The organism is Lacisediminihabitans profunda (assembly GCF_008040105.1).
Lineage (GTDB): Bacteria > Actinomycetota > Actinomycetes > Actinomycetales > Microbacteriaceae > Lacisediminihabitans > Lacisediminihabitans profunda.
In genome coordinates, this window is sequence record NZ_VRMG01000010.1 from 90,888 (window position 1) to 114,401 (window position 23,514).

Sequence of the window (23,514 nt, forward strand, 5' to 3'; positions counted from 1 at the left end):
GGGTCAGCTCGCCGTCGTGCTCGTGGGCTGCGGAATGGATGCCCGGGTCACCCGCTTGCGGAACACCCAGTAGGTCCAGCCCTGGTACACCAGGACGAGCGGGAGGAAGATCAGGGTGGTCCAGCTCATCACGGTGAGAGTGTACGGCGTGCTCGACGCGTTCGCGATGGTGAGGCTGTTGGCCGGGTCGTTGCTCGCCGGCATCACGTTGGGGTAGAGCGCGGCGAAGAGGCTCAGCACCGCGACCGCGATGGTGACCGCCATGAGAGTGAAGGCGCCACGCTCCTTTGCTCGGAAGTTGGCGATGAACGAGCCGATGAGCAGCACGGCGGCCGCCCCGGCGAGAATCCAGGAGAGCGGCTTGCCGTGGGCCAGGTTGGTCCAGAGCAGGAACGACGCCGCGACGACGATCGTGGCGATGCCGGAGCGCACGGCGAGCCTCTGCGACCGCAGCCGGAGGTCGCCATCCGTCCTCAACGAGACGAAGACCACGCCGTGGGTGAAGAACAGCAGCAGGGTCGTCAGGCCCCCGAGCAGCGCGTATGGGTTGAGCAGGTCGAAGAGCGTGCCGGTGTAGTTGTGGTTCGAGTCGAGTGCCACCCCCTGCACGATGTTGGCGAACGCGACACCCCAGAGCAGCGCCGGCACGGCCGAGCCGACGACGATCATCCCGTCGAACCAGCTCTTCCAGCGGGACTCCGGGCGGTGGTGGCGGTACTCGAACGACACCCCGCGCGCGATGAGCGCCAGCAGGATGAGCAGCAGGGCGAGGTAGAACCCGCTGAAGAGCGTGGCGTACCACTCGGGGAAGGCCGCGAAGAGGGATGCGCCGGCCACGATCAGCCAGGTCTCGTTGAGATCCCAGATCGGGCCGATCGTGTTGATCATGACGCGACGGTCGATCTCGTCGCGGCCGAGGAAGGGCAGGGCCATTCCCACACCGAAGTCGAAGCCGTCAAGCACGAAGTACCCGATGAAGAGGAAGCCGACAATGCCGAACCAGAGTAGGGAGAGATCCATGGTGTGCTCCTAGTAGACGGTGACCGCGTCGGACGGCCGGCCGGAGGTGTCGTCGAGGGGGACCACGTCATCCGGGCCCTTCTGGGCAGCGCGCTTGATGAGCCGGAATTCGACGACGGCGAGGGCTCCGTAGATCAGGGTGAAGGCGACGATCGAGATCAGCACGTCGAGACCGGTGATGTTGGGGGAGACCCCGTCCTTGGTCTTGAGAAGACTGAAGACGATCCACGGTTGGCGGCCCATCTCGGTGAAGATCCAGCCCACGATCATCGCGGCGAGGGGGAGCGGGAACGCCCAGACCGCCACCCGCCAAACCCAGCGCTGCTTCGGCATCCGGCCCCCGCGAATCAGCCAGAGGCCCACGATCGAGATGATCACCGACAGGAGGCCGAGGCCGATCATCCAGCGGAACGCCCAGTAGGTGACCCAGATCACCGGGGCGTAGTTGCCCGGTCCGTAGAGGCTCGTGTACTCCGCTTGCAGGTCATTGATACCCTCGACGGTTCCGTTGAGCGTGTGGGTCGACAGGAACGAAAGGAGGTACGGGATGCGGATCGAGAACAACTCGTTCACACCGTCCGGTGTGCCGAGGGTGAAGATCGAGAACGAGGCGTCGGCTCCGCTCGACGTCTTGTACAGCGCCTCGGCGGCGGCCATTTTCATCGGCTGGGTGGACACCATCGCGAGACCGAGCTGGTCGCCGGTGAGCACGGTGAGGATGCCGGCGCCGATCATCGTCCACATCCCGAACTTGATGGCGGGACGCATGGTGTCCAGGTGCTGGTTGCGGGCCAGGTGCCAGGCCGCGACGCAGATCACGAGGGCGGCGGACACCATGAACGAGGCCACGATCGTGTGCGGGAAGGCGGCTAGCGCGACCTTGTTGGAGAGCACCGCCCAGATGTCGGTGAGCTCGGCCCGCCCGCGCACCTTGTTCAATTCGAAGCCCACCGGATGCTGCATGAAGGCGTTCGCGGCGATGATGAAGTAGGCGGAGAGGATCGTGCCGGCGGCGGTGAGCCAGATGGTGGCGAGGTGGAGGCCGCGCGGCAGCTTGTCCCAGCCGAAGATCCACAGGCCGATGAACGTCGCCTCGAGGAAGAACGCCAGCAGGCCCTCGAGGGCGAGCGGTGCCCCGAAGACGTCGCCGACGAAGCGAGAGTATGTCGACCAGTTCATGCCGAACTGGAATTCCTGCACGATGCCGGTGACCACGCCCATGGCGAAGTTGATCAGGAACAGTTTGCCGAAGAAGTGGGTGAGCTGCAGGTACTTCGCCTTCGACGTGCGCACCCAGGCCGTCTGGAAGACCGCGGTCGTCGTGGCCATGCCGATCGTGATCGGCACGAACAGGAAGTGGTAGATCGTCGTCAACCCGAACTGCCATTGCGATAGCACGAGGGGACTGAGCAGGTCGTTCACGTGGCGCTCCCGTTCCGGCGAACGCTGGGTCCGCGACGAAGGATGTCGAATGCCGCCGCGTGGGCGTGTCCGCCCGGGCGGTCACGCCGTCTTCGGGGCAGGGCCACAGTATTTTCCCGCCGCGCACCGCCGAGGGACTTTGGTCCCGCAAGTTGCGGGGCACTCACGGCGTGGCCGCGAGGGCGGCCGTCGCCAGCCGCCCGATCCGTTCCCCCCATGCGCGGGCGCGCTCGAGTTCGCCGGCCTTGATGGCCTCGGCGTCGTCGACGAGAAAGCTCGAACGCCGCGATACCTGCCGCAGACCGCGGCGGGCGAGTGTCTTTCCGATCGACACCGACGCGGCTCCCGTGAGGATGCGGGCCATGTCCCGGCGGGTGTCGAATGCCGCGAAGAGCCCGGATCCGGTCGGCACGGTCTCGAGCCACTCGCGCACCCCGACACCGACGGCACCCGACTCCAGCGCGAGGTGGCGCTGCGGGTCGTTCGACATGGCAGCCGCGGTGGCTCGGGTCGCGGGCATGCTCATCCCGTGCACGTGGGTCGGTGCCCCGACCACGATGAGGTCGGCGAGCCCGATTCCCAGCGGGTCGGCGTCGTGAACCCTCACGAGCACCACCGTCGACGACTCGGCGAGACCGACGGCAATCTGCTCCGCGATCCTTCTCGTGCTACCGAACATCGACTCGTAGATCACGAGCGCCTTCATCCCGGGCTTCCTCCCGTTCGAGGTGGTCGGCGTCCTGGTCCCCGTGCACGACGAGCGTCGGTCCGGCGAGATTGAGAAGCACATCGTGGCTCACCGGGCCGAGGGCCCGCTGGGCCAGCCCGTGGCGACGGGAACTGCCGATGACCAGCAGGCGGGCTGAGGTGGAGGCCTCGATAAGGGCTTCCGCCGGCGTCCGGCGCATCGTGCGCGACTTCACCGAGACGGTGACGCAGTGCTCCTTGGCCAGCGACACGGCGTCGGCCATCATCTGCTCGACGGCCGCATGCACGAGCTTCTCGTGCTGGAGCGTCCTGTCGTCCGGGTCCAGCCGCAACTGGGGGAGCCGCCACGAGCGGACGAGGGTGAGGTCCTGGCCGGTACGCTCGGCCTCCGCCGCGGCGAATCGCACGGCGGCCCAGCCCGCGGTGGAATCGTCGACTCCCGCCACGATTCCCCGGCGGTTTCGCACCGAGGACTCGGGGATGATCGCAACCGGCGCCTGGGCGCTCGCCGCGAGTTGGAGGCTTCGGGAGCCGAAGGCCCTTCCGTGCAGGAACCCGGTCTTGTGGGTGCCCACGACCACCAGTTCGGAGCGCGCGGAGGCGCTCGCGAGTTCAACCATCGGGTCGCCGCGGAGCACCTCGCTCGTCACCGGAACAGTCGGTTCCAGAGACCGCGCGAATTCCGACTCCGCCTCCACGAGTTCTCGGGCCGAGCGGTGGATCTCCTCGAGGGCGAGGGTGCCGATCATGCCCCATTCGTCATCGACCACGTGCACGAGCAGCACGCCCGCACCGGTAGCCGCGGCGCGCCGCATCGTCCAGGTGAGCGCGGAGCGGCTGGGTGACGACCCATCGATCCCCGCCAGGATGGTGCGTTCCATGGTGCGGGCCTCCCTGCCGTGTGCCGCTTGTCGGCTCGTCCATCGTGCCGAACCCGCCCCGTTCGCGACAGGGGCTTTGGTCCCACCGGGCGACAGAACCGCTCATTTACGCGCGGGAGGAGGCAAACCGGGGATAAACTCACGGTTACGAGGACCCGGCCCGGCGGATGTCCCCGTCGCCAGTGAGTTGAGGTGTAGCAGTGACGAGCGAAGATGACTCCATGACCTTCCCCGACGAACCGCGCGGCGAGCTGGACCGGGCACTGAGCGAACTCGTCGACCGCGCCCAGGAGGTGCTCACCACCCAAGGCAGGCTCCGTGCACTCCTCCGGGCCAACCAGGCGGTGGTCGAGCAGCTCGAACTTCCGGTGGTGCTGCGCAGGATAGTCGAGTCCGCGGTGGGTCTCGTGGGTGCCCAGTACGGCGCGCTCGGTGTGATCGCGCCGCTCGGCGGACTCGAGCAGTTCATCAACGTCGGGATGCCGCCGGAGCTGGCGAAGACGATCGGGCACCTTCCAGAGGGACACGGGCTGCTCGGGGCGCTCATCGACGATCCGCGACCGATCCGGCTGCGGCATATCACCGATGACTCCCGCTCGGCCGGCTTCCCCGCTTCGCACCCCAGCATGGACAGCTTCCTGGGCGTCCCCGTGCGCGTTCGCGACGAGGTGTACGGCAACCTCTACCTCACCAACCAGGCGTCGGGTAAGTTCAGCAAGGAAGACGAAGAACTCGTCACTGCGCTGGCCGCCACCGCCGGGTTCGCCATCGACAACGCCCGCCTTTTCGCCGAGACCCGGCGACGCCAGGCTTGGGCGGCCGCGTCCGCCGAGGTGACGGCCGCGCTCCTCTCCTCCGAACGGAGCGACTCGATCTCCATCCTCGTGGGCCGGGTGCTCGCGCTGGCCGAGGCGGATCTCGTCTGCGTCGTACTGCCCACCGACGACCCGGCGAAGCTCGCGGTTGGCACGGCCCGCGGGGTCGACGAGGAGTCCCTGGAGGGGACGATCGTGGAAGCCGAGGGCTCGATCGCGGGCAGCGTGCTCGAGGGACTGCAGCCCCGCCTCGTCAATGACGGCGATCGAGACGAGATCGCGCTGCCCAGCGGTGCGAGTCTCGGCCCGGTGATGGCGCTCCCGCTCGTGGTCGGCAGCCGGGCCGAGGGTGCCCTCATCGTCGCCCGACTCCATGGCTCGACGAGCTTCTCGCCTGCCGACCTCGAAATGGCCGCCGATTTCGCGGGCCAGGCGAGCGTGGCCATGGAGCTCGCCAAGGCCAGGGCGACCCGCCAGCGGATGCTGCTCCTCGAGGATCGCGGACGCATCGCCCGCGACCTGCACGATCATGTCATCCAGCAGCTCTTTGCCACCGGACTGGAACTGCAGAGCCTCGCGGGGGCCATCGCGCCGTCGCCCGAGGCGGACAGGGTGCTCCAAAGCGTCTCCAGTCTCGATGCGGCCATCGCGCAGATCAGGACCGTGATCTTCGCGCTTTCCTCGCAGTCGGCCGACCGCAGGGACACGGTGCGGCACTGGATTATCGATCTCGCCAATGAGCTCGCCCCAGGCCTAGCTCGCACCCCCACCGTGCAGTTCTCGGGCCCCGTGGACCTCGTGGTGACCGACGACCTCGCCGACGATGTGCTCGCCGTGACCCGGGAGGCGCTCACGAACGCCGCCAAGTATGCCGGGGCCCAGAACACCACAGTGTCGCTCGCAGCCACCGACGGCTGGGTGGCGTTGGAGATCACCGACGACGGCGTCGGGGGAGTGTCGGCGAGTCCACGCCGCAGTGGCCTCGCTAATCTCGAGGAGCGGGCGGTGCGCCGTCGCGGCACCTTCGACCTGGACTCCGACGACAGCGGCACCCGTGTGCGCTGGAGTGTCCCCTTCGATCTGGCAGACTGAACGACCGATGGACGGAGCAACCCGATGATCCGAGTTTTCCTGGTTGACGATCACGAGATCGTGCGCCGAGGTATTGCCGACCTGCTCAATGCCGAGCCAGACATCGAGGTTGTGGGCGAGGCAGGTACCGCCGCCCAGGCCCGAGCGAGGATCGCGGCGACGCTACCCGATGTGGCGCTGCTCGATGTGCGCCTGCCGGACGGGAACGGCATCGACGTGTGCCGCGACGTGCGATCGAAGAGCCCGGAGGTTCGGTGCCTCATGGTCACCGCCTACGACGACGACGAGGCCCTCTCCGCCGCGGTCGTGGCCGGTGCAGCCGGGTATGTGCTCAAGGACGTGCGAGGAAGCGGACTCGTCGAGTCCATCCGCAAGGTGGCGGCCGGCCGCATGCTCATCGATCCGGCGCTCTCGAGGCGGGTCGTCCAGCGGATGGAACACACCAGGGACAGTGATCCTCGACTGGGGTCGCTCAGCGCCCGGGAGCGCCAGATCCTCTCCCTCATCGCCGACGGCCTCACCAACCGGCAGATCGGCGTCGAGCTCTCCCTCGCCGAGAAGACCGTGAAGAATTACGTGTCGAGCCTGCTGAGCAAGCTCGGCCTGCAGCGCAGGACCCAGGCGGCCGTGCTGCACCTGGGCACGCTGCACACCGACCAGTAGCCGTCACCCCGGCAGCGGGGGACTTTGTGCTCTAACGTCTCGAAGGGGACGCCGTGAGCATGGGGTCATGGATGCAACGAATCGCGCGGAACAGACCATCGTCGGCTGGGATCGTTCGCCTGCCGCCCACGCTGCCCTTGCCTGGGCGATCGACCGGGAACGACCGCGCAACGGCACTGTCACGTTGCTCTGGGTCTTCGGCGACATCGCCACCAGCCGGCACGACCTGGAGACCGCTCGAACTCTCGCCGCGAAGGATGCCCGACAGGCGATGGAGTCGGCGCCCGAGGTGACCGTCCTCAGTGAGGTCGTGCTGGGGGAGCCGTACGACAGACTCCTCTCCCGATCGGAGCCCGGTTCGCTCATCGCCGTCGGCGTGCACGATCGAACCTCGAGGCGAGTGCTGCGCGGTGCGTCCATCGGACTCCGACTCGCGGCATCCGCCCCCGGTCCGGTGGCCATCATCCCGGCGCCGCACGGCGAACGGGAGGGCGTCGTCGTGGGGGTCGACGGTTCAGAGGCATCCCTCAACGCCGCGAGGTTCGCGGCACGCGAGGCGGAGCGACGCGGAGAGGTACTCACCGTGATCCACGGCTGGCTCGAACCGAGTATCTGGCTCGACGCGTTTCCCCTGGAGCCGGAGTTCCTGCTTCAGTTGCAGGAGGCCCACGACCTGATCCTCAACCAGTGCCTCGCCATCATCAGCCAGGAATTTCCGGACCTCCGCGTCTCCGGACGCACCGCCCGCGGCCACATCCCGCGCTCCATCCTCGAGGCCTCGCCGTCCGCGGCGCTCGTCGTCGTCGGGAGCCAGAGCCGCCGGCTCGTCGGTCGCACTCTGCTCGGCTCGGTCAGTCACGAAGTGATGCTCAATCTCGAGGTGCCGGCGGTCGTGGTGCACAGCCCGGCGCCGGACGGCGTGGCCCCGACCAGCGCGACGAGCCGCACGGCGGCGGCAGCCACGACGTGAGCGATACGCGCCAGGTGTCCTCGGCGGGAGTCGCCGCCGAGGTTCGCACCGCGTCGCGTGTCTTCGCCCGGTATCCGGTCGTCGGGGCCACCGTCCTCGTCGGCGCACTCGGAGGAGTGATCTGGCTCGCCGGCGCCCACGACGTCGCCCGCTGGGTCGTGAGCGGGTACGCCCTGGTGATGGCGGCCGTGCGCGGCTGGCGGATGCTGCGCGACATCATCCGGGGACATGCCGGCGTCGATATTCTCGCGATCGCCGCGATCCTGGCCACCGTCGCCGTCGGGGAGTACTGGGCGAGCCTGGTGATCGTGCTGATGCTGTCCGGCGGAGAGGCGCTCGAAGACTTCGCCGGGCGCCGCGCGCGCCGGGAGTTGACCGCGCTCCTCGCGCGGGCTCCGCAGTCGGCGCATCGTGTCGGGGTCGGAGACTCGGTCGACGAGATCCCCATCGACGCCGTGGCGCTCGGTGACGAGTTATTCGTGCGACCGGGCGAGGTCGTGCCCGTCGACGGCACGCTGCTCTCCGAGATCGCGACGTTCGACGAGTCGCAGCTCACCGGTGAGAGCCTCCCGGTCGAGCGCGGTGCGGGGGAGCAGGTGCTGAGCGGCAGTGTGAACGGCGAGTCGGCCATCCGCATCCGCGCGACCGCCGTGGCGGCGGACAGCCAATACCAGCGGGTCGTGCAACTCGTGGCCTCCGCTGCCCAGAGTCGGGCGCCGCTCGTGCGGCTCGCCGACCGGTTCGCGGTGCCGTTCACCGTGGTGTCGGTCGCCATCGCCGGCTTCGCCTGGTGGCTGAGCGGGGAGCCGGTGCGGTTCGCGGAGGTGCTGGTGGTGGCCACCCCGTGCCCGCTCCTGATCGCCGCACCGGTGGCCTTCATCGCCGGGATGAGCAGATCGGCCAAGGCGGGCGTGATCGTCAAGTCGGGGCAGATCCTCGAACAACTCTCCCGGGTGAAGACCGTCGCCTTCGACAAGACGGGCACCCTCACGCTCGGGCTGCCCAAGGTCGTCGGCGTGCTGCCGCGTGAGTCGCTCGCCTCCAACGAACTGCTCTCGCTGGTGGCCTCGGTCGAACAGTATTCCCCGCATGTGCTCGCGTCAGCCATCGTCGACGCCGCTCTCGCGGCGGGCCTGGCGCTCCAGCCGGCCACCGAGATCCACGAGGAGACGGCCGCCGGAGTCACCGCCACCGTCGGCGGCCGTCGGATTGCCGTGGGAAAGCGGAGATTCGTGTCGGGGCTCGCCGGTGATATCGACTCGCCACCCCCGCGGTCCGGGCAGCTGGCCGTCTATGCGGCGGTCGACGGCGCCTATGCCGGCGAGATCCTGCTCTCCGACCGGGTGCGGGACAACGCGAAGTCCACCCTTGCCCAGCTGTCGCGGCTCGGTGTGCGGCGCACGATCCTGATCTCCGGCGACCTCGCCGCCACCGCGCAGCATGTGGCGGACGAGCTGGGAATCACCGAGGTGCGCGCCCAGTGCCTCCCGGAGCAGAAGGTGGAGGCGGTGAAGGGCATCACCGACCGACCGGTGATGATGGTGGGTGACGGCGTCAACGATGCGCCGGTGCTCGCGGTGGCCGACATCGGCGTGGCGATGGGCGCCCGAGGTTCGACGGCAGCCAGCGAGTCGGCGGATGTCGTGATCATGGTCGACGACCTGTCACGCGTCGTCCGCGCAATCACCATCGGTTGGCAGACCAACGCGACGGCCTTGAGGGCGATCTGGCTCGGTATCGCGCTGAGCCTCGCGCTCATGATCGTCGCGACGTTCGGCGTGCTCCCGGCGATCGTCGGGGCGGCCCTGCAGGAGGTCGTGGACCTCCTGGTCATCCTCTACGCGCTCCGCGGTCTCGTGGAGCGACCGGACCGCCGGCTCGGACGCTGATCGGCGGTCGGGTCAGGGTCGCCAGACCATCAGCACGACCACCGCGACGAGCAGGAGCGAGACGATTCCCGAGCCGGCGGCAACAGCGGGGTAACGAGGCGCGGCGTTCGCGGCGCCGGAACCGGGGGTCGCCCCCGCGGACTCGAGGTCCGCCGCCGCCCGGCGCAGCGTGGGCACTACGAGGGCGAGGCTCAGGGCGATGGCGATCGCGTAGAGGATCAGGGAGATCAGGATCCACGGGGTGGTCATCGAGAGCTTCTCCTTCGGGTCGGTCATCCCCATGACAGCGAATCCCAACACGACAACCACGAGCGACAGCAGGCTGAACAGGTTGGTGGACTTGGCCAGCAGCCCCACCTGGGACGCATTGCGGGCACGAATCGCTCGCATCGCGCTCATCGGCAGAATCGCCATCGGTCCGACGATGAACACGGCGCCGACGACATGCAAGACATTCACGAGAGTTTCCATGGGCCACAGCCTAGTGACGTCCCGGTCGCCCACCCGGAGAACCGCGCGAGGGGCGGGTATTCCGCGGCGTACACTGATCGCCATGCTCATCGTGATCGTCGTCGTGTTGCTCGTGCTCTGGCTGGTTCTCTCGATTCTGGGTTTCGTGGTCAAGGGGCTGCTCTGGCTCGCGGTGCTCGGCATCGTGCTCTTCGCCATCACCGCCGTCGTGGGCTTCCTGCGCCGAGCCGGCGGTCGTCGGCGCTAGCGCGAACGCCTCCCGGCGTGGCGGCCAGTGCCGTCGCGAGGTCGTCCGGCACCGCTAGTTCGCGTGGCGCGGTGTGCCGCTCGAGGGTGACCCGAACGCTGTCGCCGGCCGCGACCCACCAACTTGGTGCGGTGTTCCGAGCTGAGGGGAACGATGAATCCGCGGCCGCTCTGCGCCGGAAGGCCCGAATTCCCGGGCATTTTCGGACGCGAATTAGTAGTCGCCACGAGTTATTTGTTGAGTTTCCTGGGACGTTTCGCCCAAAATTCGGCCTCGTGGTCTACGCTGGGTCATGCAGTTGCAGTACCTCGCACATCTTGAATGCTTGGAACCCTTAAGATCGGCCGCCTGAGAAATCAATCGGCTGGGTGCCATGTCTCTTTCGGGAGCGGACGATGAACACCGCGACGAGCGGGCCCGACAGTCGGGTTCGCGCGAAGACTCCTGAAGGAGAAAATAATGGCACTAGGAACAGTGAAGTGGTTCAACGCTGAAAAGGGCTTTGGATTCATCGCCCCGGACGACGGAAGCCCGGACGTGTTCGCACACTACTCGGCGATCGCCTCGAGCGGATACAAGTCCCTCGACGAGAACCAGAAGGTCGAATTCGACCTCGCCCAGGGCCCCAAGGGACCCCAGGCCGAGAACATTCGCCCCCTGTAAGACGCAAGTCTTCCGGCCGTAGTGGCCGAACTGGATGCAACTAATGCTGATGAATGTCAGCCGTAGACGTTGAAACTCCATGAGACCGGCCCCCGCACCTCGGTGCGAGGGCCGGTTTTCTCGTTAAGGGAATCGCGGCATGTCCCGGCTCGTTACAGTGAGGGACTTCAGCGAGGATGGAACCCATGACCGACACCGCCACAACAGCCACGCCCGCCGAGCAACTCGCCGCCTTCCACTCCAGACGAGAGCTTTCCGTCGTTCAGCCGAAGGGCAGTCTCGCCCTGGTGAACACCCAGTGGATCGACTCCGAGCAGACCATTTGGGGCGTGCCGGGCACCTGGGGGCCACTACCGGCCGGTGAATCGGGACTCGCGCTCACGGCGACCGCGGCCGACGGCATCCAGGTCGACGGCGCGCTCGTCGACGGCGAGGTGGTCGTGCGGGGCAAGGATTCGCCCACGCCGAGCGAGATCACCTTCAGCGACACCAGGTCGGGATTCGTCATCGCGAGCGAGGCGGGAAGCTACGCGCTACGCGTGTTCGACTCGAACTCCGAGGGAATCCAGGAATTCGGTTCGATCTCCGCCTTCGACTACAACCCCGACTGGGTGGTCACGGGCACGTTCACCGAGCTCCCGGATGGCACCACCGTCGGCTTCGAGCACCTCAAGGACGACGGCAAGTCCCGCGAGCTGCCGGTGCCCGGCGAGATCACCTTCACCAAGGACGGCGTGGACTACAACCTCGCGGCGTTCAAGGCCGGGCGCGCGCTCCAGCTCGTCTTCTCCGACTCGACCAGCGGCGACAGCACCTACAGCGTCGGCAGGTTCCTCTTCGTTGCGCCGAACGCCGACGGCACGATCACGCTGGACTTCAACCGGGCCATCCTGCCTCCCTGCGCCTTCAGCTACGCGTTCAACTGCCCCATGCCGCCCAAGCAGAACCGATTCTCGGTGCCGATCGAGGCCGGCGAGAAGCAGGTTCTCAAGAAGGACGGGTCGCTGCTGCACGAGGAGTAGGCCTGTTTCGCTCGGGTCGGGGCACCGGACGCAGGAATCCGGGCAGTGCGGTCATCCCGGGCTGGCGTGCCGGCCCGGGCTGACCGTGGTGGCCCGGGCGACGAGCCAGTGCACGAGCGCAGGGGTTCACGGACGGTACGCGGCGCCTCCGGCTAGGATTGCGCCACTCGACCAACGATGATCGGAGCGCTGTGGCCAGTCCCTGGATCGTCACCCATACGGATGACGTTCGCGATCGCGCGCGTATCGCCAGCGCGCACGACTCCGTGGTGGGCACCCGAATGCCGGCGACGGGAGTGCGGCGCCTGGTCGAAGAGTCCTGGCAGCGGTCCCTTCAGCTGAAACTCGATCCCGATCGTCTCGGCACCGCCCTCGAGTTCGACGACGACGAACTGCGGGAGTACCGGGACGCGCATCCGATGTCCCTCGTGCTGCCGACCATCCACAGCCTGCTCATCCGGCACACCTTCGACTCGGGGCTGATCGTCGCTGTCGGAGACGAGGCCGGCCGTCTGCTCTGGATCGATGGCGACCGTTCCCTGCGTCGTAAGGCCGAGGGGATGCTGTTCGTGGAGGGGGCGGACTGGTCCGAGCGGGCGGTGGGCACGAGCGCCCCCGGCACCGCCCTGGCCCTGGACCACGGGATCCAGATCCAGGGTGCCGAACACTTCAACCGGATCGTGCACCCGTGGAGCTGCACGGCGGTGCCCGTGCACGACCCCGCGTCCGGGCGGGTGCTCGGCGTCATCGACATCACCGGCGGGGAGGACGCCGTTGCCCCGGCAACCCTCCCGCTGCTCGAGGCCGCCGTCGCGGCCGTCGAATCGGAGCTTCGCATCCGACGCCTGGACGAGCTCTCCTCCCGGCCGAGGCGCGCCACCCTGCGCCGGCCCTCTGCCGTGGCGGCGGAGCCGCTGCTGGCGGTGCTCGGCAGCGACACCGGTCGTCTCACCAGCCGGGGCAAGGCCGTCGAACTGAGCATGCGGCACGCGGAGATCCTCACCCTGCTCGCCTGGCACCCCGAGGGGCTGTCTGTGGACCGCCTCGCGGGCCTCGTCTACGAGCGCGAGGGCTCGGTGGTGACCCTGCGCGCCGAGATGGTGCGCCTGCGTAAGGTGCTCGAGGTCGCCGACGAGGCGCTGGTGCCCCTGTCCCGACCGTATCGGCTGCCGCGCAAACTGGAGCTCGACGCGCATCGCGTGCTCGCCTTCCTCGATCGAGGGGCCCATCGGGTGGCCCTCGCGGCCTACTCCGGTGCGCTGCTTCCCACCTCGAGCGCCCCCGGGATCGTCGCGATCCGGGCGGAGTTGAGCGCACGGCTGCGAGATGCGCTCCTCACCGACGCCTCGGTCGACACGCTTCTCAGCTACGCGCGCTCGGACGAGGCGGTCTACGACGTCGAGGTGTGGCGGGCGTGCCTGATGATGTTGCCCCCGAAGTCGCCCAAGAGGGCGGCCGTGGTGTCGCGGCTCGAACGCATCGAGATCGAGCTCGGTGCGGTGCAACAAGTTGCAACGTCGCCGCAACCTCGCCGCTCCTAGTCTTCCTGAAGGCCACCAGTGGGCCATTGGACAACGACGTCGACAGGAGTTGCAATGACCGTTTACGCGGCCCCGGGTTCCCCGGATGCGAAAATCACCTTCAAGCCACGGTACGAGAACTGGATCGGGGGTGAGTGGGTCAAGCCGGTCAAGGGCCAATACTTCGAAGACATCTCCCCGGTCAATGGCAAGCCGTTCGCCGAGGTCGCACGCGGTACGGCGGAAGACATCGAACTCGCTCTCGATGCCGCCCACAGGGCCGCGCCGGCGTGGGGCAAGACGAGCGCCACCCAGCGTGCCGCCGTGCTCAACAAGATCGCCGACCTGATCGACGCGAACACCGAGCTGCTCGCCCTCGCGGAGACCTGGGACAACGGCAAGGCGATTCGGGAGACCCTCAACGCGGACATCCCCCTGGCCGCCGACCACTTCCGCTACTTCGCGGCGGCGATCCGCGCCCAGGAGGGCAGCTTCGCCGAGATGGACGGCGACATGACGGCGTACCACTACCACGAGCCGCTCGGCGTCGTGGGGCAGATCATCCCCTGGAACTTCCCCATCCTCATGGCCGTCTGGAAGCTCGCGCCGGCCCTGGCCGCCGGCAACGCGATCGTGCTCAAGCCCGCCGAGCAGACCCCGGTGTCGATCCTCGTGCTGATCGAGCTCATCGGCGACGTCCTGCCGCCCGGGGTCGTCAACATCGTCAACGGGTTCGGCGTGGAGGCGGGCAAGCCGCTCGCGTCGAGTCCGCGCATCCGCAAGATCGCGTTCACGGGGGAGACGACCACCGGCCGTCTAATCCTGCAGTACGCGAGCGCCAACATCATCCCGGCGACGCTGGAGCTCGGCGGCAAGAGCCCGAACCTGTTCTTCGCGGATGTGGCCGACAAGGACGACGCGTTCTACGACAAGGCGCTCGAGGGCTTCGCGCTCTTCGCCTTCAACCAGGGCGAGGTCTGCACGGCTCCGAGCCGCGCGCTCATCGAGAAGCCGATCTACGACCAGTTCCTCGGCGCGGCCGTGAAGCGCACAGCACTCGCCGTGCAGGGCAACCCCCTCGACACCGAGACGATGGTCGGCGCCCAGGCGTCGAACGACCAGCTGGAGAAGATCCTCAGCTACATCGACATCGGCAAGCAGGAGGGCGCGAAGCTACTGCTCGGCGGGGAGCGCGCCGACCTCGGCGGCGACCTCAGCGAGGGCTACTACGTGCAGCCCACCATCTTCGAGGGCCACAACAAGATGCGACTCTTCCAGGAGGAGATCTTCGGGCCGGTGCTCGCCGTGACGAGCTTCGATGGCTACGACGACGGCATCGCGATCGCCAACGACACTCTCTACGGCCTCGGGGCCGGCGTCTGGTCACGGAACGGCAACGTGGCCTACCGCGCGGGCCGCGACATCCAGGCCGGTCGCGTCTGGGTGAACAACTACCACGCCTACCCGGCGGGGGCGGCGTTCGGCGGCTACAAGAGCTCGGGTATCGGCCGTGAGAACAGCCGGCTGGCGCTCGATCACTACCAGCAGACGAAGAACCTTCTGGTGTCGTACTCCGAGGAGAAGCTCGGGTTCTTCTAAACCCGCACCGGTTCGGGAATCTGGCCTGTCGAGAATCCTCTCGGCCGGCCAGATCCCCGTCGGGCCGACGCATACTGGATACAGATCGAAAGGACACCGATGTCTGTCATCGAAAGCTCCGGAGTGGTCACCGCGTCGGTCACGGTCCCGGGTGAGAGCATCCCCCGGGTCGAGTTCCTGCCCGTGACCGTTGAGCTGTTGCGCAAGCTCTGGGACCAGTACGGGCCACTGATGATCCATCAGTCGGGCGGATGCTGCGACGGCTCGAGCCCGATGTGCTTCCCGGCCGGGGACTTCATCACCTCCGACCAGGACGTCCTCCTCGGCCGACTCGACATCGCCCCGGAAGGCGCCGAACCCCAGGTGATCGACTTCTGGATGTCCGCGGAGCAGTTCGAGTACTGGAGCCACACCTTCCTGTCCGTCGACGTCGTTAAGGGCCGGGGGAGCGGTTTCTCGGTCGAGGCGCCAGAGGGCGTGCGATTCATGATCCGTTCCCGTCTGATGGAGACCGCCGCGCCGTTCGTGTGACGCGCACCGCCCCGTGCGCCCGATGTCGCGGGCAGGCGGCAGACTGGGAGCGTGCACGTCTCCCTGTTTTCCGCGCCACAGGGCGCAGTCCTGCAGGCGATCGACGACGACGGCCGCGTGAGCGGCGACCCGAGGACCGTGCCCTTCGATGCTCTGGCGGAGGCGGTGGCGCCGCTCGAGGCCGAGCATCCCCGCTGGGTCTGGGACGACACGAGCCGCTGGTACCCGCCGCTCCTCGAGGCAGGGGTGCGCATCGAACGCTGCGTCGACCTGCGTCTCTCGCACGCCATCCTGCGTGGCTCCGCCCTGACGGAGGGCTCGGCACTCGCGAGCGCCGCGAGGAGTTCGTGGGACCAGCCGACGCCGGAGGCCCGGGTGCAACGCGAGGAGCACACCCTCTTCGACCTGGAGGAGCGTCCGGTGTCGACGGCAGCCGAGGACACCCTCGTCGAGTTCGCCCTGCAACGGGAGGCCATCGCCGCCGCCGACGATCCGCGAAGGATCGGCCTGTTGATCGCCGCCGAATCCGCCGGGGCGCTCGTTGCCGCGGAGATCCGTCACGCGGGGCTCCCGTGGAGCGCGGAGGCGCACGAGGCGATGCTCGGCGAGCACCTCGGGCCGCGGCCGCCGAGCGGGCAGCGCCCGGAGAAGCTCGAGGCGGTCCTCGCCCGCCTGCGCGACGCGCTCGAGGCGCCGGCGCTCAACCCCGACTCCCCGGCGGATCTGCTGAAGGCCCTGGGCGTGGCCGGCCTCATGGTCAAGTCGACCAGGTCGTGGGAGCTGAAGAAACTCAAGCATCCGGCGATCGCGCCCCTCCTCGAATACAAGAAGCTCGCCAGGCTGCTGGCGGCGAACGGCTGGCACTGGCTCGACACGAATGTGCGCGACGGCCGATTCCATCCCGACTACGTGCCGGGCGGTGTGGTGACCGGTCGCTGGGCCAGCAAGGGCGGCGGGGGAGCGCTGCAGCTGCCGAAGCAGATCCGCGGCGCCGTCATCGCCGACCCCGGCTGGAAGTTCGTGGTGGCGGACGCCTCGCAGCTCGAGCCGCGCATTCTCGCCGCGCTGTCGGGAGACCGCGGCATGGCGGAGGCGGGCAGCGCCGGTGACCTGTATGCGGGAATCGTGGCGAGCGGGGCCGTTGCGACTCGTGACGAGGCCAAGGTCGCGATGCTCGGGGCGATGTACGGCGCGACGACGGGGGAGAGCGGCAGACTGATGCCCGCACTCACCCGTGCCTATCCGCGGGCGATCGGGCTCGTCGAGGAGGCGGCGCGGGCCGGGGAGAAGGGCGAGGTCGTGACGACCAGACTCGGCCGCAGCTCGCCACGCCCGGGCTCCGAGTGGCGAGAGGGCCAGGCGGAGGCCTATGGCGAGACCGCGACGGATGCCGACGCCAGTCGCGCCCGGGGCCAGGCAAGGGGCTGGGGGCGGTTCACCCGCAACTTCGTGGTGCAGGGCAGCGCCGCGGAGTGGGCGCTCTGCTGGATGGCCGGTCTGCGCGGACGCCTGCACGAGATCGGCGGCGGACTGTGGATCACGGACTCGCCGCACCTCGTGTTCTTCATGCACGACGAGGTGGTCGTGCACTGCCCGGAGGGGCTCGCGGCGGAGGTCGAGGCCGCGGTGCGCGCCGCGGCGGCGGAGGCGGGCCGGCTCATGTTCGGACCGATGCCCGTGACCTTCCCCCTGACGGTGGCGGTCGTGGACAACTACGGCCAGGCGAAATAGCCGCGGATCGGCGACGCTACACCTGTGCCTTGCGCCCCCGTCTGGGTCGCACGTCGGAGAGTGCGCGCGACGAGTCGTAGTGCGACAGGGCGGCGATCGCCGCCCCGAGCCACGCGATTGCCGCCACCGCCTGGGCTTCGCGGGCGACCCGGGCGAGGTGCACCTCGGTGGCGGGGGAGGCATCCGGTGTCGGTGTTCGCGCGCGCCGGAGATCGCCTTCCCACCAGCGGCGATAGTCCTCCGCGACGGCCTTGGCCGCCACGGGATCGATCGATCCCGAGATGATCACCTGGTCGAGCATCTCGGTCCACTCGGGCAGCGCGTCGAGCATCGGATGCCGCATCCACTTCAGGGCGGCGTTGCGGCCCTCCGCGGTGAGGCGGTAAAGCGGGAGGGCGTCATCCGTGGTTCCGGCCGGCTCGATCAACCCCTGCTTGGCCACGCGATCGAGGGTGCCGTAGATCTGGCCGACATTGACCGGCTTGCGGTGCGGTGCGCGGCTCGTCAGCTCCGAATGCAGCTGCAGTCCGTAGGCGGGCCCCATGGTGAGGATCGCCAGAATGCCGTCCCGAACCGACACGGCACCTCCTCGCTGCTGCCAAAGCTATACCGAGTATAGGGAGAATGTGCCCCGACACGAAGTCCATCGCACTACACAGTTGTAATTTCGAGCCGCCATCAGCAATAATTGGGAAAACGGCTTGCCGTAAAATTTCATACGCAGCACGCAAGGGCCATTCCGAGGTCGATGGGGAAGTCGCACCTCAACGGAATGGAGTTATCGTGGCTGCACGCAATGCCGGTCTCACTGATCACAACAGTGTTGCTTTGGCACGAGGAGTGCTTTATGTGCACTCCTCTCCTCGCGCGCTCTGCCCCCACATCGAGTGGGCCGCAGGAGGCGCCCTCGATCGTGCCGTGAACTTCCAATGGGTGGAACAGCCCGTCCTCAAGGGCTCCATGCGCACGGAGTTCTACTGGGAGGGCGTGCAGGGCACCGGGGCGGCGCTCGCCTCCGCGTTGCGCGGCTGGGAGCACCTGCGCTTCGAGGTCACCGAGGACGCGACGCCCGGGAGCGATGGCGGACGCTGGCTGCACACCCCGGACCTCGGCATCTTCTTCGCCCAGACCGACACGGTGGGCAACGTCGTCATCCCCGAGGATCGCATCCGCTACGCGATGGAGATCGCCGGTTCGGACGCCTTCGAGTTGCACCGTGAGTTGCGGCTCGCCCTCGGGCAGGCCTGGGACGACGAACTGGAGGCGTTCCGCCACGCCAGCGACACCAACCAGGTCGTCTGGCTGCACAAGGTCGGCTAGGGCCTCAGCGGGCCGCGTAGACCTTCGTGATGCGCTCGACGTAGCGTGTCGGCGAGAACAGTTCGCGGTCGATCACCGCGCCCCTGGACAACTCGACGAGAAGCGACGGCGTGGTCACCAGGGTGACGAGCGCGTCGGCGAGACCGGCGTCATCCGGCGAGTCGGCCAGGAATCCCGAGTTGTGCAGTCCCTCGCTGAGCTTGGGGTCGCAGTAGAGCACGCCTCGCTCACGGCTCACCGCCTCCGCGATCGTCATCGGCTGGTTGTCGAAACCGACCGAGGTGAGGGCGATGGCCGAGGAGGCGTCCATCAGCGCGAGCACGTCGTCGTGCGGAAGGGCGCCCTGGATTCGGATCTCGGGGTGGCCGGCGGCGAGCCGCTTGAGGGCGGCGAGGTCGGAGCCTTCGCCCACGAAGTCGACGGTGAAGCCGTTGCCGGTGCGGGCCAGAGCGTCGATGACCGCGCGAGCGAACGGGAGGGGCCGTTTCACCGGTTCGCAACGCGCCACCCAGAGGAAGTGCGGCTTCTGGCCGCTCTTCAGGGTGATCGCCTGGGAGGGGAGGTCTGGGGTGGCGATCGGGTTGGGGATCACGAAGATCTCGCCCGTGACGCCCGCGTCCTTCAGATCCGCGGCCTGGTGTGCCGAGGGCGACACCACACGCTTGGCCTTGCGGGCCATGGCGAGCACGAGGTTGCGCAACAGATTGTCGGTCTTGCGGGGGGTGAACAGCACATTCGGGATCTTCTCGCCGATGGCCTTCTCCAGCGCCCAGCGGATGAACCAGGCCACCGACGCTTGCGGCGGCCCCTCGCTCGCCCAATAGAAGCTGTGCACGGTGTGCACGAGCGGGATTCCGATGGCTTCCGCCGCGGCATCCGCGACATGCGCGAGACCGAATTCGGTCTGCACGTGCACGACGTCGATGTGTTCCTCGCGCAGGTAGCGTTCGAGCGCCGCCACGTTCTTGGCGGTCTTCGGGATTACCGCGAGGTCGAGCACCGGCAACCGGAACAGGGGCTTGATCTGCAGTCCGTCCGCCACCCTCTGGTAGCGCGCCCCGAGGGCTCCCCGTGCCGGCGAGACGACGACCACGGTGTGGCCGGCCTCCTCGAGGGCGAGCTTCTGCTGTCTCATTGAGGTCTGGGCGCCTCCGACATAGTCGAAGTAATAGTCGCTGAGGATGGCAATTCGCATGGGGAACGCGGGGTTCTCCCGACTAAACACTCCTGAAGGCGAGAACGGCGTTGTGGCCGCCGAATCCGAATGAGTTGCTGATCGCGAGCAGCGGGCCGTCGGGCAGCGCGCGCGGCGAGGTCACCACGTCGAGCGGAATCGCCGGATCCTGCTCGGTGAGGTTGATCGTGGGCGGGGCGGTGCGGTTGCGCAGGGCGAGGATCGTGAAGATCGCCTCGAGCGCACCCGTTCCACCGAGCAGGTGGCCGGTCGCGCCCTTGGTGGCGGAGACCGGGATGCTGTGCACCCGATCACCGAACGCCGCCTTGAGCGCCGCGTACTCGGCGATGTCGCCGACCGGGGTGCTCGTGGCGTGGGCGTTGATGTGACCCACCTCGTCCGGGGTCGCGCCGGCCTGGGCCAGGGCGAGCGCGATCGCGCGCGATGCCCCGCGACCCTCAGGGTCGTTCGCGGTGATGTGGTACGAATCGGCGGTGACCCCGCCGCCGGCGACCTCGGCGTAGATGTGGGCGCCGCGGGCGAGCGCGTGCTCCTCGGTCTCCATGACGATGCTGCCCGCTCCCTCGCCCATGACGAAGCCGTCGCGGTCGATGTTGTACGGGCGAGACGCCGTCTCCGGGGAGTCGTTGCGTCTGGACAGCGCCTGCATGGACGAGAACGAGGCGAGCGTGATCGGGTGGATCGCCGATTCGGTGCCACCGGCGATGATCACGTCGGCGAGACCGAGCTGCAGGTTGGTGTACGCGTTGTGGATGGACTCCGTGCTCGATGCACAGGCCGATGCCACGGTGTGGGCGAATGCTCTCGCATGGAGGGCCATCGAGATGGCGGCGGATGCCGCGTTCGGCATGAGCATGGGGACGGTCATCGGCAGAACCCGTCGCGGTCCCTTCTCACGCAGTGTGTCCCAGGCGTTGAGCAGGCTCCACAGGCCGCCGATTCCGGTGGCATAGTCCACGCCGAGCCGCTCGGGGGCGACATCCGGCGATCCCGCATCGGCCCAGGCCTCGCGCGCCGAGATCAGGGCGAACTGGGAGGACGGGTCGAGGCGCTTGGCCTCGGGCCGCTCCAGGACCACCTCGGGGCGCACCTTGGCCTCCGCGGCGAAGGTGACGGGCAGTTCGTACTGGTCGATCCAGTCGTGAGTGAGCGCGTGAACGCCTGACTCGCCGGCCAACAGGGCGCTCCACGACTCCGGAGCGGTCCCGCCCAGGGGGGAACTCGCGCCGATTCCGGTAACTACGATCTTTTTGGTCATAACGGCATCTCTCTTGTGGATCAACGATTCTGCATCGTCACGCGGGCGCGGCCAGCCCGGACCGGGGTCAGGGCTGGCCAGCCGCGTCGTGCGTGGCAGTTAGCCCTGTGCTCCGACGATGAAGCTCACGGCGTCTCCGACGGTCTTGAGGTTCTTGACCTCTTCGTCCGGGATCTTCACGTCGAACTTTTCCTCTGCGTTCACGACAATGGTCATCATCGAGATGGAGTCGATGTCCAGGTCGTCAGTGAACGACTTGCCCAGCTCGACCGAGTCGGTGGCGATGCCGGTTTCGTCGTTGATGAGCTCCGCGAGACCTGCCAGAACTTCTTCTGTGGACAATGCCATTGTGTTTTCTCCTTGGGGGTGTGTCGTTTGACCGTTGATTATCTTACGGGAGGACGACGACCTGGGCCCCGAAGACGAGGCCGGCGCCGAATCCGATCTGCAGGGCGAGACCGCCGCTGAGCTCGGGGTGCTCCTGAAGAAGGCGATGGGTGGCCAGCGGAATCGACGCGGCCGAGGTGTTCCCGGTCGTGGCGATGTCGCGGGCGATGATCACGGACTCTGGCAGCTTCAGCTGCTTCGCGAACTCGTCGATGATGCGCATGTTGGCCTGGTGCGGAATGAAGGCGGCGAGGTCCTCCGCCGTGATGCCGGCGACCTCGAGCGCGCGCTTGGCGACCTTTGCCATGTCCCAGACCGCCCAGCGGAACACGGTCTGGCCCTCCTGGCGCAGCGTGGGCCACGGGGCGACGCCGTCGCGGAACTGGGTGAGGGTCGCGTTCATGCCCACGGCATCCGCCTTGGACCCGTCGGATCCCCACACGGCGGGGGAGATGCCCGCTGTCTCGCTCGGCCCGATCACCACGGCTCCTGCGCCGTCCCCGAGCAGGAACGAGATGGAGCGATCGGTGGGGTCCACCACGTCGGAGAGCTTCTCGGCGCCGATGACAAGCGCGTAATGGGCGGCGCCGGCACGGATGAGGGCGTCGGCCTGGGTGACGCCGTAGCTGAAGCCGGCGCACGCCGCGTTCGTGTCGTAGGCGGCGGCGGGGTTGGAACCGACGCGGTCGGCGACCACGGCGGCCATCGACGGGGTCTGCTGCACATTGCTGATGGTCGCGACGATCACGAGATCAATCTGATCGGCCGGCACGCCGGACTTCTCGATCGCCTCACGCGCGGCATCGGTGGCGAGGTCCACGGCGAGGATCCCGGCCGAGGCGCGGGTGCGGGTGATGATGCCGGTGCGCTGCTGGATCCACTCGTCGCTCGAGTCGATCGGGCCGATGAGCTCCTCGTTGGGCACGACGAGGTCACCGCGTGCTGCCCCGTAGCTGTAGATGCGGGTGAACTGCGGTCCGTGGGACTGCTGGAGCTGGGTCATGAGTTACCGTCAATCAGTTCGAAGGCTGCTGCCAGGTCGTCCGGGGTCTTGACGGCCACCGTTGGCACTCCCTTGAGGCCGCGCTTCGCGAGCCCGACGAGGGCTCCTGCCGGGGCGATCTCGATCAGACCGGTCACGCCAGCGGCCGCGAATGCGTCCATTGTCTTGTCCCACCGTACCGGGGATGAGACCTGGCCGACGAGCAGGTCGACGAATGCGGCCCCCTCGGTGACTCGGGAACCGTCCCGGTTGGTCCAGATCGGGAGGGTCGGATCGTGCGATTCGATGCCGTCGGCGACCTCGCGGAGATGGTCGACGGCCGGGGACATATACCGGGTGTGGAATGCGCCGGCGACCTGAAGCGGAATCACGCGGGCGCCCGCCGGAGGGGTCGCCCTGAGGGCGTCGAGCGCCGCGAGTTCGCCGGCCACCACGATCTGTCCTCCGCCGTTGAAGTTGGCCGGTTCGAGCCCCAGCTCGGCGAGCTTCTGCAGCAGTTCGGCCTCATCCCCGCCGATCACGGCGCTCATGCCGGTCTTCACGAGCGAGGCCGCTTTGGCCATCGCGGCGCCGCGCTCGCGAACGAGCGTCATGGCATCCGGTTCACTCAGGATGCCCGCCGCCGCCGCCGCGGTGATCTCGCCCACCGAGTGCCCGGCGACACCGCCGATGCGGTCCCGGCGCCCCTCGAGCAGTGCGGACAGGGTGAGAAGCCCCGCGGCGACGATGAGCGGCTGGGCGACCGCCGTGTCGCGGATCGTGTCGGCATCCGAGACCGTGCCGTGCGCGACCAGATCGATGCCGACGACGTCGGAGATGGCGCCCAGGTGGTCCGAGAATCTCGGTTCGGCGATCCAGGGGGAGAGGAATCCGGGAGTTTGGGAGCCCTGACCCGGGCAGACGACGACAATCACTTACCAAGTATCGTGCCATTGGGACCGAGCCGGGTTGTAGAAGCGCACCAAGAACCCGGCGAACCTTTGGCGACCATCCACACCGCCCCGCTATCCCCGCCTCTCCTCGCCGCCTCCTTCGCCGCCTTCCGAAATCCATGCAATCGTGCTCAACTCGCCGCTCAACTGTGTCTTGGAGTCGGCCTGTCGGCAG

The 23,514-nt window shown here is 68.0% G+C and carries 23 protein-coding genes; 12 read left to right on the forward strand and 11 right to left on the reverse strand.

Annotated features, from left to right (window positions below; translation table 11 throughout):
- Nucleotides 1-3: 3 nt before the first annotated feature.
- The 4 genes from cydB to FVP33_RS15720 all read right to left on the reverse strand — a co-directional run bounded on the left by cydB (nucleotide 4) and on the right by FVP33_RS15720 (nucleotide 4,031).
- Complete coding sequence (gene cydB / locus FVP33_RS15705; protein WP_147784634.1) at nucleotides 4-1,020, reverse strand: cytochrome d ubiquinol oxidase subunit II; 1,017 nt, start codon at nucleotides 1,018-1,020, stop codon at nucleotides 4-6.
- A gap of 9 nt (nucleotides 1,021-1,029) precedes the next feature.
- Nucleotides 1,030-2,442 carry a cytochrome ubiquinol oxidase subunit I gene (locus tag FVP33_RS15710; RefSeq protein ID WP_147784635.1) on the reverse strand — a complete coding sequence of 471 codons (1,413 nt, stop codon included), beginning with the start codon at nucleotides 2,440-2,442 and terminating at the stop codon, nucleotides 1,030-1,032.
- A 163-nt stretch (nucleotides 2,443-2,605) separates the two neighbouring features.
- Nucleotides 2,606-3,148: a flavodoxin domain-containing protein gene (locus FVP33_RS15715; protein ID WP_147784636.1), complete on the reverse strand. Its 543-nt coding sequence runs from the start codon at nucleotides 3,146-3,148 to the stop codon at nucleotides 2,606-2,608.
- A complete protein-coding gene (locus tag FVP33_RS15720) occupies nucleotides 3,111-4,031 on the reverse strand; it encodes a universal stress protein (protein WP_147784637.1) in 921 nt (306 codons plus the stop codon). Before FVP33_RS15720 ends, FVP33_RS15715 begins: the two co-directional genes overlap by 38 nt.
- Before the next feature lie 200 nt (nucleotides 4,032-4,231).
- Between FVP33_RS15720 and FVP33_RS15725 the strand changes: the two genes are divergently transcribed.
- From FVP33_RS15725 to FVP33_RS15740, 4 genes are all read left to right on the forward strand, one after another.
- Complete coding sequence (locus FVP33_RS15725) at nucleotides 4,232-5,938, forward strand: sensor histidine kinase (RefSeq protein ID WP_246142371.1); 1,707 nt, start codon at nucleotides 4,232-4,234, stop codon at nucleotides 5,936-5,938.
- Nucleotides 5,939-5,962: 24 nt separating this feature from the next.
- A complete protein-coding gene (locus FVP33_RS15730; protein WP_147784638.1) occupies nucleotides 5,963-6,601 on the forward strand; it encodes a response regulator in 639 nt (212 codons plus the stop codon).
- A gap of 67 nt (nucleotides 6,602-6,668) precedes the next feature.
- Entirely contained in the window at nucleotides 6,669-7,571 is a 903-nt protein-coding gene (locus FVP33_RS15735) for a universal stress protein (protein ID WP_147784639.1), read from the forward strand.
- On the forward strand, nucleotides 7,568-9,460 hold the full coding sequence (locus FVP33_RS15740) for a heavy metal translocating P-type ATPase (RefSeq protein WP_246142372.1): 1,893 nt from the start codon (nucleotides 7,568-7,570) through the stop codon (nucleotides 9,458-9,460). The genes FVP33_RS15735 and FVP33_RS15740 overlap by 4 nt, the downstream gene beginning before the upstream one ends.
- Nucleotides 9,461-9,472: 12 nt before the next feature.
- Here the strand turns inward: FVP33_RS15740 and FVP33_RS15745 are convergent, their stop codons facing one another.
- Nucleotides 9,473-9,931, reverse strand: coding sequence for a DUF2269 family protein (locus tag FVP33_RS15745; protein ID WP_147784640.1), 459 nt, complete (start codon nucleotides 9,929-9,931; stop codon nucleotides 9,473-9,475).
- 82 nt (nucleotides 9,932-10,013) lie between these two features.
- Here FVP33_RS15745 and FVP33_RS19585 point away from each other — a divergent pair, with 82 nt between their 5' ends.
- The 7 genes from FVP33_RS19585 (at nucleotide 10,014) to FVP33_RS15775 (ending at nucleotide 17,244) form a co-directional block, all read left to right on the forward strand.
- Nucleotides 10,014-10,178, forward strand: coding sequence for a hypothetical protein (locus tag FVP33_RS19585; RefSeq protein ID WP_187270764.1), 165 nt, complete (start codon nucleotides 10,014-10,016; stop codon nucleotides 10,176-10,178).
- A gap of 459 nt (nucleotides 10,179-10,637) precedes the next feature.
- Complete coding sequence (locus FVP33_RS15750; RefSeq protein WP_147784641.1) at nucleotides 10,638-10,841, forward strand: cold-shock protein; 204 nt, start codon at nucleotides 10,638-10,640, stop codon at nucleotides 10,839-10,841.
- Between the two features lie 185 nt (nucleotides 10,842-11,026).
- Entirely contained in the window at nucleotides 11,027-11,863 is an 837-nt protein-coding gene (locus FVP33_RS15755; protein ID WP_147784642.1) for a DUF1684 domain-containing protein, read from the forward strand.
- 191 nt (nucleotides 11,864-12,054) lie between these two features.
- Nucleotides 12,055-13,404 carry a GAF domain-containing protein gene (locus FVP33_RS15760; RefSeq protein ID WP_246142373.1) on the forward strand — a complete coding sequence of 450 codons (1,350 nt, stop codon included), beginning with the start codon at nucleotides 12,055-12,057 and terminating at the stop codon, nucleotides 13,402-13,404.
- 54 nt (nucleotides 13,405-13,458) lie between these two features.
- On the forward strand, nucleotides 13,459-14,982 hold the full coding sequence (exaC, locus tag FVP33_RS15765) for an acetaldehyde dehydrogenase ExaC (protein ID WP_147784643.1): 1,524 nt from the start codon (nucleotides 13,459-13,461) through the stop codon (nucleotides 14,980-14,982).
- Between the two features lie 99 nt (nucleotides 14,983-15,081).
- Nucleotides 15,082-15,513 carry a DUF779 domain-containing protein gene (locus FVP33_RS15770; RefSeq protein ID WP_147784644.1) on the forward strand — a complete coding sequence of 144 codons (432 nt, stop codon included), beginning with the start codon at nucleotides 15,082-15,084 and terminating at the stop codon, nucleotides 15,511-15,513.
- A gap of 51 nt (nucleotides 15,514-15,564) precedes the next feature.
- Nucleotides 15,565-17,244 (forward strand): bifunctional 3'-5' exonuclease/DNA polymerase, encoded by a 1,680-nt coding sequence (locus FVP33_RS15775; RefSeq protein ID WP_147784645.1) that lies wholly within the window; start codon nucleotides 15,565-15,567, stop codon nucleotides 17,242-17,244.
- Nucleotides 17,245-17,260: 16 nt separating this feature from the next.
- Here FVP33_RS15775 and FVP33_RS15780 read toward each other — a convergent pair whose 3' ends face one another.
- Nucleotides 17,261-17,824: a PadR family transcriptional regulator gene (locus tag FVP33_RS15780; protein ID WP_147784646.1), complete on the reverse strand. Its 564-nt coding sequence runs from the start codon at nucleotides 17,822-17,824 to the stop codon at nucleotides 17,261-17,263.
- A gap of 260 nt (nucleotides 17,825-18,084) precedes the next feature.
- On the opposite strand from FVP33_RS15780, the gene FVP33_RS15785 reads away from it, so the two are divergent.
- Complete coding sequence (locus tag FVP33_RS15785) at nucleotides 18,085-18,564, forward strand: DUF3145 domain-containing protein (protein ID WP_147784698.1); 480 nt, start codon at nucleotides 18,085-18,087, stop codon at nucleotides 18,562-18,564.
- Nucleotides 18,565-18,568: 4 nt separating this feature from the next.
- On the opposite strand, the gene FVP33_RS15790 is transcribed toward FVP33_RS15785, so the two are convergent.
- The 5 genes from FVP33_RS15790 to FVP33_RS15810 form a co-directional block, all read right to left on the reverse strand.
- A complete protein-coding gene (locus FVP33_RS15790; protein WP_147784647.1) occupies nucleotides 18,569-19,759 on the reverse strand; it encodes a glycosyltransferase family 4 protein in 1,191 nt (396 codons plus the stop codon).
- Between the two features lie 22 nt (nucleotides 19,760-19,781).
- Nucleotides 19,782-21,017, reverse strand: a complete 1,236-nt coding sequence (locus FVP33_RS15795) for a beta-ketoacyl-[acyl-carrier-protein] synthase family protein (RefSeq protein WP_147784648.1) — start codon at nucleotides 21,015-21,017, stop codon at nucleotides 19,782-19,784.
- 99 nt (nucleotides 21,018-21,116) lie between these two features.
- Nucleotides 21,117-21,365 carry an acyl carrier protein gene (locus FVP33_RS15800; RefSeq protein WP_147784649.1) on the reverse strand — a complete coding sequence of 83 codons (249 nt, stop codon included), beginning with the start codon at nucleotides 21,363-21,365 and terminating at the stop codon, nucleotides 21,117-21,119.
- A 43-nt stretch (nucleotides 21,366-21,408) separates the two neighbouring features.
- On the reverse strand, nucleotides 21,409-22,407 hold the full coding sequence (locus tag FVP33_RS15805) for a beta-ketoacyl-ACP synthase III (RefSeq protein ID WP_147784650.1): 999 nt from the start codon (nucleotides 22,405-22,407) through the stop codon (nucleotides 21,409-21,411).
- On the reverse strand, nucleotides 22,404-23,321 hold the full coding sequence (locus tag FVP33_RS15810; protein WP_147784651.1) for an ACP S-malonyltransferase: 918 nt from the start codon (nucleotides 23,319-23,321) through the stop codon (nucleotides 22,404-22,406). Before FVP33_RS15810 ends, FVP33_RS15805 begins: the two co-directional genes overlap by 4 nt.
- Nucleotides 23,322-23,514: the final 193 nt, after the last annotated feature.

Coding starts and splice junctions, on each gene's coding strand:
- cydB (WP_147784634.1), bottom strand. CDS start 1,020: ATGGATCTCTCCCTACTCTGGTTCGGCATTGTCGGCTTCCTCTTCATC.
- FVP33_RS15790 (WP_147784647.1), bottom strand. CDS start 19,759: ATGCGAATTGCCATCCTCAGCGACTATTACTTCGACTATGTCGGAGGC.
- FVP33_RS15720 (WP_147784637.1), bottom strand. CDS start 4,031: ATGGAACGCACCATCCTGGCGGGGATCGATGGGTCGTCACCCAGCCGC.
- FVP33_RS15715 (WP_147784636.1), bottom strand. CDS start 3,148: ATGAAGGCGCTCGTGATCTACGAGTCGATGTTCGGTAGCACGAGAAGG.
- FVP33_RS15745 (WP_147784640.1), bottom strand. CDS start 9,931: ATGGAAACTCTCGTGAATGTCTTGCATGTCGTCGGCGCCGTGTTCATC.
- FVP33_RS15770 (WP_147784644.1), top strand. CDS start 15,082: ATGTCTGTCATCGAAAGCTCCGGAGTGGTCACCGCGTCGGTCACGGTC.
- FVP33_RS15735 (WP_147784639.1), top strand. CDS start 6,669: ATGGATGCAACGAATCGCGCGGAACAGACCATCGTCGGCTGGGATCGT.
- exaC (WP_147784643.1), top strand. CDS start 13,459: ATGACCGTTTACGCGGCCCCGGGTTCCCCGGATGCGAAAATCACCTTC.
- FVP33_RS19585 (WP_187270764.1), top strand. CDS start 10,014: ATGCTCATCGTGATCGTCGTCGTGTTGCTCGTGCTCTGGCTGGTTCTC.
- FVP33_RS15800 (WP_147784649.1), bottom strand. CDS start 21,365: ATGGCATTGTCCACAGAAGAAGTTCTGGCAGGTCTCGCGGAGCTCATC.
- FVP33_RS15750 (WP_147784641.1), top strand. CDS start 10,638: ATGGCACTAGGAACAGTGAAGTGGTTCAACGCTGAAAAGGGCTTTGGA.
- FVP33_RS15755 (WP_147784642.1), top strand. CDS start 11,027: ATGACCGACACCGCCACAACAGCCACGCCCGCCGAGCAACTCGCCGCC.
- FVP33_RS15805 (WP_147784650.1), bottom strand. CDS start 22,407: ATGACCCAGCTCCAGCAGTCCCACGGACCGCAGTTCACCCGCATCTAC.
- FVP33_RS15795 (WP_147784648.1), bottom strand. CDS start 21,017: ATGACCAAAAAGATCGTAGTTACCGGAATCGGCGCGAGTTCCCCCCTG.
- FVP33_RS15730 (WP_147784638.1), top strand. CDS start 5,963: ATGATCCGAGTTTTCCTGGTTGACGATCACGAGATCGTGCGCCGAGGT.